The organism is Nostoc sp. KVJ20, assembly GCF_001712795.1.
Taxonomy (GTDB): Bacteria; Cyanobacteriota; Cyanobacteriia; order Cyanobacteriales; family Nostocaceae; genus Nostoc.
This window is the reverse complement of record NZ_KV757669.1, coordinates 1-9,544: the sequence shown is the minus strand read 5'-3', so window position 1 is coordinate 9,544 and position 9,544 is coordinate 1. Positions and strand designations below refer to the sequence as shown.

The following is a 9,544-nucleotide window of genomic DNA, read 5'->3' as shown; positions in this document are numbered from 1 at the left end:
TCTGGGACTTGCTGCAATTGTTCGACGAGATTCATACTTGTTAGTTATCCATTTATTTCCACCCTATACAAATCATTATTATTTTTCTCTCGTTGTATGAAACCACCCTGCCCTAGCCCCCCTTATAAAGGGGGGAAATCGGATCTCCCGTTCCCTTGCAAAGGCAGAAAATTGGATCTCCGGTTCCCTCCCCTTTGCAAGGGGAGGGTTAGGGTGGGGTAACATTTAGCGTAAATTCAACCATTAACTAGATTCTCTACAGTATCAGCATCATTCGGTAATGCGGCTGTTAAAACTTCGCTACCTTCTGTCGTAACTAAAACATCATCTTCGATGCGGATTCCACGCACATCAGCAAATTCAGATAAACGCTGCCAATTCACCACATTCTGATATTTTGAGCGGACATTGGCATCATTTAAAATTGCTGGTACTTGATAAAAACCAGGTTCAATTGTGACTAACATTCCTGGATGCAGGGGACGATTTAAACGAAGGTAGCCTAAACCAAAGCGATCGCTCCTTTCACGTCCCTCTTCATACCCTGCTAAATCACCCAAATCTTCCATATCATGGACATCTAAACCCAGTAGATGACCGATACCATGAGGGAAAAACAGCGCGTGGGCATCCATCTCTACTAAATCTTGGGGATTTCCTTGTAAAATGCCTAACTCTACTAAACCTTCAGCTATAACCGTAGCAGCTAGCAAATGAATATCCCCATACTCTACACCAGGGTGTATTTTGGCAATACAAGCATCATGGGCTGCTAATACGACATTATAAATATCTCTCTGGGTAGATGAAAACTTACCGGAAACTGGCCATGTGCGAGTTACATCACCTGCCCAACCCATCTCAGTTTCAGCACCAACATCAGCAAGCAGTAAGTCACCTGGTTGTAGAGGGTGGTGATACTGCTCGTTATGCAAAACTTCACCGTGAACGGTGACAATACTGTTGTAAGAAGTAGTCATATTGTGGGCAATAATAACCCCTTCCATTGCTGCACGAACTTCTGCTTCTAGCTTGGCTTTAGGTGTTGCTGCCATCCCAGCTTTGTGAGCCTCAACAGTGACAGCCGCAGCTTTTCGTAACTGGGTTAATGCAGCTTCATCATGAGTGAGGCGTAGGGTAACGATCGCCTTAGCTAACTCCAAGTCAATTCCTTGGGGAGGACTTTGTGGTAAAACCCATCTATTTAATAGCTGCGATTGCTGCGTCCAAGTGGTTGCATCTTGTACGGCAAGTGTGGCAGCATCTTCTACCCAAGACTCTAATTCTGCCATTGGTCGGGCCACATCTGCCCCAATATGCAGGGCTATTTCCTCACGGCTTGGCATTTCTCCATGCCAAAGGGCGCTGCTGGGTGAAGGATCATCGATAAATAGTTCTAGCTTGCCCGCTTCTAGACGAATTGCCGCCTTTGATAATGGCAATCCGGCAAAATAGAGAAAATGACTGCTAGCACGGAATGGAAAGGGATTTGCAGGAAAGTTGCGCGGACTGTTATTACCTGACCACAGAATTACTGGAAAATTAATGAGGTTGGCTAGTTGTTGCCGACGGTGACGTAAAGTATCGACAAGGGAAGTAGAAGTTGGTTGGATCAGCATAAATGGAAACTCAAAGAAAAGGATAAAGGTGATAGTTTTGCCTTTATTTAGTCGTTATCGTCTTTATCGTCGTCATCGTCTTGATCGTTTTTGCGATCATTATTCTTGCGATCGCTATCTTTGTCGTCGTCATCTTCGTCATTCTGGTTAGGTTGTAGGACTGGTTTTTGTTGCTCAGTTGGAGCAAGCGGCTGCGGTACTTCAATAGCACAACTAACTAATCCTCCAGAAATTAACGCCAAGTTGACAGCAACAAAGATGCTTCTAAAGATTTTTATCGTCATGTTTCCCTTTTGCTTTGACATTGATCCCAGTTTTTGGAGATTCTATTCCTAATTTATAAGGTACTGTAGACTTCTTGCATAAGTCGGGAAAAGGGGAAGGTGGGGCCCCCTCTGGGGATAAGGGGCGGGGGAAAGGGGGAAGGGTAAAAAGTTCTGTATTGCCCCCTTCCCCTTTAACCTTTACCCTTTTCCCCCTCTTGCAAAAAGCACTTTTGCAAGAGGTCTTGTATATGGCGGTTCTCGTTTGGATGTAACACGGCTGTACGCCCCTAGGAATGATCCGCAGCCTCAGAAGAATTGCAACAGTCGGCATAAATCTTGAACCCACTGCTGATAAATGTATTACTGTCTAACTTTCAAGGTGACTCTAATGGGACAAACCATTACTCAGGTTGATGCTTTTACCAATACACCTTTTGCAGGTAATCCTGCTGCTGTTTGTGTTTTGCCTACTCCCCAAGATGAAGGCTGGATGCAGAATGTGGCGCAGGAGATGAATTTATCAGAGACGGCTTTTCTAGTTAAACAGGATGATGGTTTTAATCTACGTTGGTTTACGCCCACGGTGGAAGTACCGCTTTGTGGTCATGCAACTTTAGCTAGTGCCCATGTGCTTTGGTCAGAGGGGTATTTATCACAGAATGAAGTTGCACGTTTTTACACTAAAAGTGGAGTGCTGATTGCTAAGTTGCAAGGTGACTGGATTGAGTTAGATTTTCCTGTGAATCACTCACAAGAAACAGTCGCCCCGCGAGAACTCAAGGCTGCTTTGGGTGTACCTTACAAATCTGTTTTCTTAAATTCCTTTGGCTATTTAGTGGAATTAGCATCTGAAGATTTGGTACGGCAAATTCGGCCAAATTTCCAAATACTAAAAACGTTGCCTATTTCTGAAATCATTGTCACCAGCCTCACCAACCCTGATTCTCAATATGATTTCGTCTCTCGCTTATTTGCACCGGGTTTAGGGATTGATGAAGACCCTGTAACTGGGGCGACTCATTGCTGTCTCGCTCCCTTCTGGCGCGATCGCTTGCACAAAAATGAGCTATTGGCTTATCAGGCATCCAAGCGCGGTGGGGTGGTGAAGGTGTATTATGACGGCGGCGATCGCGTCTTTCTCGCCGGACAAGCGGTAACTGTTCTGCGAGGCGAATTATCAAGAAAGGCAGAAGGGAATTCTGATTGAGCAATCAACGCTGTCCTACCCTATATGACTACGGCTATACTTCCAGTTAAAAAGTTCAGACTCATTTATTCACTTTCAACCCGCACTGAATTCTCCATAGAATGACTGATTAAACATCAAACTTAGTTAATTTCCATGAATCCGCAATTTTTTTTGATTTTCACCAACAGCGATCGCTCATCCAAAAATTTTTGATTCTCCAGAGCGATCGCATTCACAAAAATTGCCTCTGCTTTCATCTCAAAAACAGAGGCAAGTTTTTCTTAAACTTTATATATGGGTCGCCCGGGATTCGAACCCGGAACTAATCGGTTAAAAGCCGAGTACTCTACCGTTGAGTTAGCGACCCTTTCGCTGCATTTCGCAACTTTGCCATCATAGCACAAACATCTGTAGATATGTAAAGGGGTTTAGAAAAAATTAGCAGTCAACCTTATAGATGCTGTGTGGCTAGCTCCTGGTGCTAACACAGTCAGGTTATCACCAGTATTGAGGGAGTTACGGGTGGCACTCCACGGTTCTAGACAGTAGAATTCTTTGCCTTTGACAGTCCAAAATACCAGGTAGGTAGAGAAATCATCATAATCCAAGGTGAGTTTTAACTTCCGGCTGCGATCTATCGCAGTAGCCGATTGACTCGTTAGCTGTCCAAAGGCAAAATCAATTTCATCACGACTAAAGTCAAAATTGCCGTCAAAAGAGTGAATTTCCTTGGTTTGATTATCTTGATACTGCTTAGAGGGAATTTCAACCTCTAGCTGAGTTTTATCACCACACAAAAAGTAGGGATGGAAACCAGCCGAAAAAGGCATTGGTGTAGATGATAAGTTTTTATACTGCTGGCGGACTTCTAGAGTATTACCTTGAAGTTCATAGGTGAAAGCCAGTTGAAAATCAAAAGGATAAACTGCCTTAGTTTGCTCATTGCTATTAAGAACAACAGTGAGACTAGCTTTATCTCCAGTTTCTTGTTCTGTTACTTTCCACGGCAATTCACGAGCAAAACCGTGTTGTTTGAGAGTATATTGTTGCCCGTTGTGAGTGTAAGTATTCTCTGGTAGATTGCCACAAATAGGAAATAGAATTGGATTCCCACCTCTGACACTCAAATCAGGATGAGTAAAGCGTTCAGTGTCCAGATAGAAAATTTCTTGCCCTTGAATGCGCCAACGGGTGATGATACCGCCGCGTTCTGGTACGACTTCCAACTGAGAACCAGCGGCTTCATCAGAAAGAATATAAGTCTTGTACTGTTGCTGTTGAACTGCAATGCTAAACACAAATTTTAGTCCTGGGATTAGGGATTGGGGATTGGGGATTGGGGATTGGGGACTAGGGATTAAAATAACTCTTTCCCAGTCCCCAGTACCCAGTCCTCAGTCCCCAAAATTTACTCGTCTTCTGCAAACACGAAACGATATAACTCACTGGGGTCTGGTTCAGGGCTGCTTTCGGCGAATTTAACTGCCTCGTCGATTACATCCTGAATTTTACGATCAATTGCTTTGATTTCTCCCTCATCCGCCAGATTTTGCTCCACCAAATAAGCTGCCAACTTCTTAATTGGGTCACGGGCGAACCAAAATTCTTTCTCCGCTTTGCTTCGCATTTCATCTGGGTCAGCCAAGGAGTGACCCCGGAAGCGGTATGTAAGTGCCTCAATTAATGTTGGGCCTTCACCTGCACGGGCACGGGCTACAGCTTCTTGGGCCACGGCTCGGACTGCTAGTACATCCATTCCATCTACTTCCACGCCCACCATGTTAAACACACTGGCTTTTTTATAAATCTCTGGCTGGGAAGTGGCTCGTTCGTGAGACATCCCAATGGCCCACTTATTATTTTCGACTACAAACAGAATTGGCAGTTTCCATAAAGCTGCCATATTTAGCGTCTCAAAAAACTGACCATTGTTAGCTGCACCGTCGCCAAAGAAGCAAGCTGTCACTTGGTCAGCGTTTTTATCTCCCAGCACTTCGCGGCGATATTTGCTTTGAAAAGCCGCTCCAGCTGCTACAGGAATTCCCTCAGCCACAAAAGCATAGCCACCAAGCAAACGATGTTCGGCAGAAAACATGTGCATGGAACCACCGCGCCCTTTGCTGCAACCTGTGGCTTTGCCAAATAATTCTGCCATTACCTCTCTTGCTGGTACACCCGCACTCAGAGCATGAACGTGGTCGCGGTAAGTACTACAAACATAATCTTCACCCGGTCGCATTGACTGTACAACACCACTGCAAACGGCTTCTTGACCGTTGTACAAATGGACAAAACCAAACATTTTGCCCCTGTAGTACATTTCAGCGCACTTGTCTTCAAACAAGCGCCCTAGTACCATGTCCTCATACAACCGTAACCCTTCTTCTTTAGTAATGTGCGTAGTAGCAGGATTAAAAGTGGGTAAAGTACGCTCTTGAACCATTATTTTTGAGTATCCCTGTTGTACAACTTAAAGTTACGGTCTTAAATAAGTTGGTCTGATAACACCTCAGCTTTTAACAGGCTAGCGTTTGTAAGACTCAACAATCAAACTTTATTTATGCACCAAAAAAGGGTCTTAGGGAACAGCTGAATTTTTAATTTTTGATTTTTAACTTTTCAGCCCATGCCCCGTGAGGATTTGACTCTAACGACAATATATGTCGCTTTGGGTTTTTCTCTCACCATTCCCCTCCATAGACTAGCAATCAAGATAGATTGCTTTCTGCATATCCATTAACAATTTAAAAAAAAGGAAGCAAAAGTCTATATACCCAAATAGGTAATTGTAATTGAAGGTAAATTATGATATGATTTTCTTCTCCTGTTATCAGGGTCAACTCTAAATAGTAGTATTTTTATTACCGCTTACTGAGAAAGTCCCGAAAAAATCAATCATCAATAGATTCTTGCAACCACAACAATTATGCCGTGATTAAAAGCGGTAGTTGTGGTTTGTGGTATCGAAGGCTGATAATGGTCGTGTTAAACAAAAATACTAAGAATTAAGACAAACAATTGAGGCTTTCTGGGCGAAAGCCAAAAATTAGTACTAGAATGTGACTCAAAATTTCGGGAAGGTACAAAACAAGTTATTGCAATATACACTTGTAGAGTAAATTCTACACGGCGTTTTTATGGCACGGTTTTACAGGCCTGGAAAGCTCTAGGTGAATTATGTTGATCACGGTGCAGGGGAAGTAGGCTGTGCGAATTCCGCTAGATTACTACCGAATTTTAGGACTACCGTTAGCGGCAAGTGAAGAACAATTGCGACAGGCATACAGCGATCGCATTGTACAATTGCCACGACGTGAGTATTCTCATGCAGCAATTTCTTCTCGTAAACAACTCATAGAAGAAGCTTACGTGGTTTTATCAGATCCAAAACAACGCAGTACCTACGATCATCTCTATCTTGCCCACGCCTATGACCCTGATAACCTTGCTGCTGCCGCAGTAGCACTGGAAAATCGTCCACCAGAAAGCACCAAAAGGGGTAGTGACACCCAGAGTCTAGGTATTGAAATTACCCAAGACGAATTAGTTGGCGCTTTATTAATTTTGCAAGAGTTAGGAGAATACGAACTTGTATTGAAACTAGGTCGTCCGTACCTAGTAAATAAAAATGGTGCTACAAGTTCAAGAAAAGGTAATAATTTAGCAGACGAAGAAATACACGAAAGTGCTGAACATCCTGATGTCGTTCTCACTGTCGCCCTTGCTTGTCTAGAATTAGGTCGCGAACAGTGGCAGCAAGGTCACTACGAAAATGCCGCTATATCCCTAGAAACTGGTCAAGAACTGCTAGTGCGCGAAGGGTTGTTCGCCAGTGTCCAGGCAGAAATTCAGGCGGATCTTTACAAATTACGACCATATCGAATTTTGGAGTTGTTGGCACTACCTCAAGAAAAAACTGCCGAACGAAGCCAAGGCTTGGAATTATTACAAAACCTCTTAGAAGATCGTGGCGGGATTGATGGCACGAACAATGATGACTCTGGTTTAAACATAGATGATTTTCTGCGATTTATTCAGCAGTTACGCAACCATTTAACAGTTGCAGAGCAGCACAAGTTATTTGAAGCCCAAAGCAAACGCAATTCTGCTGTTGCCACTTACTTGGCTGTTTATGCCTTGATAGCAAGGGGATTTGCTCAACGGCAACCTGCTTTGATTCGTCAAGCAAGGCAAATGCTCATCCGTCTGGGTAAACGCCAAGATGTACATTTAGAACAGTCGCTATGTGCATTACTCTTGGGACAAACTGAAGAAGCGACTCGTGTTTTAGAACTTAGTCAGGAGTACGAAGCTTTAGCTTTTATTCGGGAAAAATCTCAAGACTCTCCAGATTTGTTACCAGGGCTGTGTCTATATGCAGAACAGTGGTTGCAACACGAAGTATTTCCCCATTTTCGAGATTTAGCGAACCAGCAAGCTTTCCTAAAAGATTATTTTGCTAACCAACAGGTACAAGCTTATTTAGAAGCACTGCCGACGGATGCAGAAACAACTAATGAATGGGCTGTAATTAACCCCCAGTATTTTCCCAAAACCCAGACAAATAAGCCCCATTTCCACAACAATTCAACTAAGACCTCAGCACAATTTAATCACAGCAGAACACCTGACTTAGATTTGCCAGAAACACCAACAAAAGAAACACCCGAATATTCAAATATCTCACCACCCATCTGGAATTCATCTGGAAGTATAAAATCAGAGATTCCTGCTGCTGAAAGGATGAGTAGAGGCTCTAATCAGCATTTGAACGGTTCAGCTAAGACTGCTGCACCCGGTCATAACCAAAAGCGTAGGCGGAGAAAACCTACTCCATCTGCTAGCCGAGAGCGTTTACCAGATAATCGTCCTCATTCTCGTCGTCCCCGGCGACGGCGAACTTTTCCTAACACCATCGAAGGTAAAACACGGCTGGTATGGAGAGTGTTTATTTCTTTAGTGAGTATATTAGTTTTCGGGGTATTAGCAACAGCAACTTTTGGATGGTTAAAAAATCTGTTTTTCCCCAAACCACCTTTACCTATTTCACGGTTGTTTGTAGAAATAAATCAACCACCAGTATTTATTCCTCCTCGAAATAGTAAACCACAAGCACTAGATGGGCCTTTAACAGATACAACGGCAGAGGAAGTGATTCGCACTTGGCTATCTACCAAAGCCGCAGCTTTAGGGCCGAATCATGAGATTAATAATTTAGAGCAGATTTTAACTGGTTCAGCTTTGTCTCAATGGCGGCTGATTGCTCAACAGAATAGGTCAGACAACCGATACCGGAAATACGAGCATAGTCTGAAGGTGGAATCTGTTGAGAGAATTGATTTATTTGCAGATCGTGCCGCAGTGGAAGCTACGGTTAAAGAAGTGACGCAGTTATATGAAAATGGTCAGTTTAAAAACTCTTCTAACGATAATTTGCGAGTTCGATATGATTTGATTAGACAACGAGGCAAATGGCGTATTCAGAGTACATCTGTTGTGAATCAAATAATTAGATAAGTTGTAATTTTTAGGCGATGATCTGCGACAAGGTTTTACTTCAAAGCTGGGCTAAATGTAATTCCACAAATGGAGTTAATACTTCACCCGTCCAAATACCTTCTATTAAGCTCATATCTCTACTTACAGAACCGTATATTTTTACCTTTTCATTTGGACTGTTATAGATAAATCGGAACTGATAATTACCTGGCTTGAGAGATTGAAAAAACCATGTACCACTATCTCCACTGGTGATGCTAAGTCCAAATCGATTACCCCAAGTCCCAAAAAATTTTATCTCAGGAAAGTATGTTACACTCTCTCCTGGCATAGCGAGAGGGTAATCAGATTCTAAAGATGCTGAAGCTCTAATCCAACCACCCTCCAATGGAATGACTGCGTTTGCATTCACAAGTTCTGGAAATAAGGTGAAATAAAAGCTAAACCTAAGAGGATGTTTTAAAAGTCCTCTTGTCGGTAACAAAAGGTTTTAGATCCCCCTAAATCCCCCTTAAAAAGGGGGACTTTGATTCCGGTTCCCCCCTTTTTAAGGCTACGGTGTATACACAAGTCAAATTACCCCCCTTAATCCCCCCTTGGAAAGCTACGGTGTACACACAAGTCGAAAAAAGCTTGATTTTCCATTCTTCTCTCGTTTATCTCGTTTTTATCTCGTTCCCATGTTCTACATGGGAATGCTCCTGTTGGAGGCTCTGCCTCCAATCTGGCATTGAGTCAGAGACTCAATGAATGCATTTCCAGTCGGAGACTGGGAACGAGAAAAGTCTTATCAAGCTAGGTTTTTAGGACTTGTGTGTACACCGTAGCCTTACCCAATTTATCGGGAGATTTAGAGGGATCTAAAATTTTTGATCCCGACTAGAAGACTTTTCAAACATCCTTTATACGCAATTGAAAACTGCCATAACTTAGTCCTCTAAAATCTGGATTTCATCAAGTTGATTAATCAC

At 43.0% G+C, this 9,544-nt stretch carries 7 protein-coding genes and 1 tRNA gene; 2 read left to right on the top strand and 6 right to left on the bottom strand.

The annotated features are described in order from the left end of the window. Window positions 1–236 precede the first annotated feature (236 nt). Both A4S05_RS26220 and A4S05_RS26215 read right to left on the bottom strand, forming a co-directional pair. Entirely contained in the window at window positions 237–1,619 is a 1,383-nt protein-coding gene (locus A4S05_RS26220; protein ID WP_069072720.1) for an aminopeptidase P family protein, read from the bottom strand. Window positions 1,620–1,666: 47 nt separating this feature from the next. Further along, window positions 1,667–1,903 carry a hypothetical protein gene (locus tag A4S05_RS26215; protein WP_084227277.1) on the bottom strand — a complete coding sequence of 79 codons (237 nt, stop codon included), beginning with the start codon at window positions 1,901–1,903 and terminating at the stop codon, window positions 1,667–1,669. A gap of 370 nt (window positions 1,904–2,273) precedes the next feature. On the opposite strand from A4S05_RS26215, the gene A4S05_RS26210 reads away from it, so the two are divergent. After that, window positions 2,274–3,092 (top strand): PhzF family phenazine biosynthesis protein, encoded by an 819-nt coding sequence (locus tag A4S05_RS26210; RefSeq protein ID WP_069072718.1) that lies wholly within the window; start codon window positions 2,274–2,276, stop codon window positions 3,090–3,092. Window positions 3,093–3,369: 277 nt separating this feature from the next. On the opposite strand, the gene A4S05_RS26205 is transcribed toward A4S05_RS26210, so the two are convergent. The 3 genes from A4S05_RS26205 to pdhA form a co-directional block, all read right to left on the bottom strand. Then, window positions 3,370–3,441: transfer RNA gene (locus A4S05_RS26205), tRNA-Lys, on the bottom strand. Window positions 3,442–3,502: 61 nt separating this feature from the next. After that, on the bottom strand, window positions 3,503–4,372 hold the full coding sequence (locus tag A4S05_RS26200) for an aldose epimerase family protein (protein ID WP_069072717.1): 870 nt from the start codon (window positions 4,370–4,372) through the stop codon (window positions 3,503–3,505). A 110-nt stretch (window positions 4,373–4,482) separates the two neighbouring features. Then, a complete protein-coding gene (gene pdhA, locus A4S05_RS26195) occupies window positions 4,483–5,517 on the bottom strand; it encodes a pyruvate dehydrogenase (acetyl-transferring) E1 component subunit alpha (protein ID WP_069072716.1) in 1,035 nt (344 codons plus the stop codon). Window positions 5,518–6,281: 764 nt separating this feature from the next. Between pdhA and A4S05_RS26190 the strand changes: the two genes are divergently transcribed. Beyond that, the gene (locus A4S05_RS26190) at window positions 6,282–8,591 is read left to right on the top strand and encodes an IMS domain-containing protein (protein WP_069072715.1); all 2,310 of its coding nucleotides are present in this window, start codon (window positions 6,282–6,284) and stop codon (window positions 8,589–8,591) included. 40 nt (window positions 8,592–8,631) lie between these two features. Here A4S05_RS26190 and A4S05_RS26185 read toward each other — a convergent pair whose 3' ends face one another. After that, complete coding sequence (locus A4S05_RS26185) at window positions 8,632–8,985, bottom strand: hypothetical protein (RefSeq protein ID WP_069072714.1); 354 nt, start codon at window positions 8,983–8,985, stop codon at window positions 8,632–8,634. Window positions 8,986–9,544: the final 559 nt, after the last annotated feature.

Excerpts from the sequence above, each read along its gene's own strand:
- pdhA (WP_069072716.1), bottom strand. The coding sequence starts at position 5,517 with ATGGTTCAAGAGCGTACTTTACCCACTTTTAATCCTGCTACTACGCAC.
- A4S05_RS26210 (WP_069072718.1), top strand. The coding sequence starts at position 2,274 with ATGGGACAAACCATTACTCAGGTTGATGCTTTTACCAATACACCTTTT.
- A4S05_RS26220 (WP_069072720.1), bottom strand. The coding sequence starts at position 1,619 with ATGCTGATCCAACCAACTTCTACTTCCCTTGTCGATACTTTACGTCAC.
- A4S05_RS26215 (WP_084227277.1), bottom strand. The coding sequence starts at position 1,903 with ATGACGATAAAAATCTTTAGAAGCATCTTTGTTGCTGTCAACTTGGCG.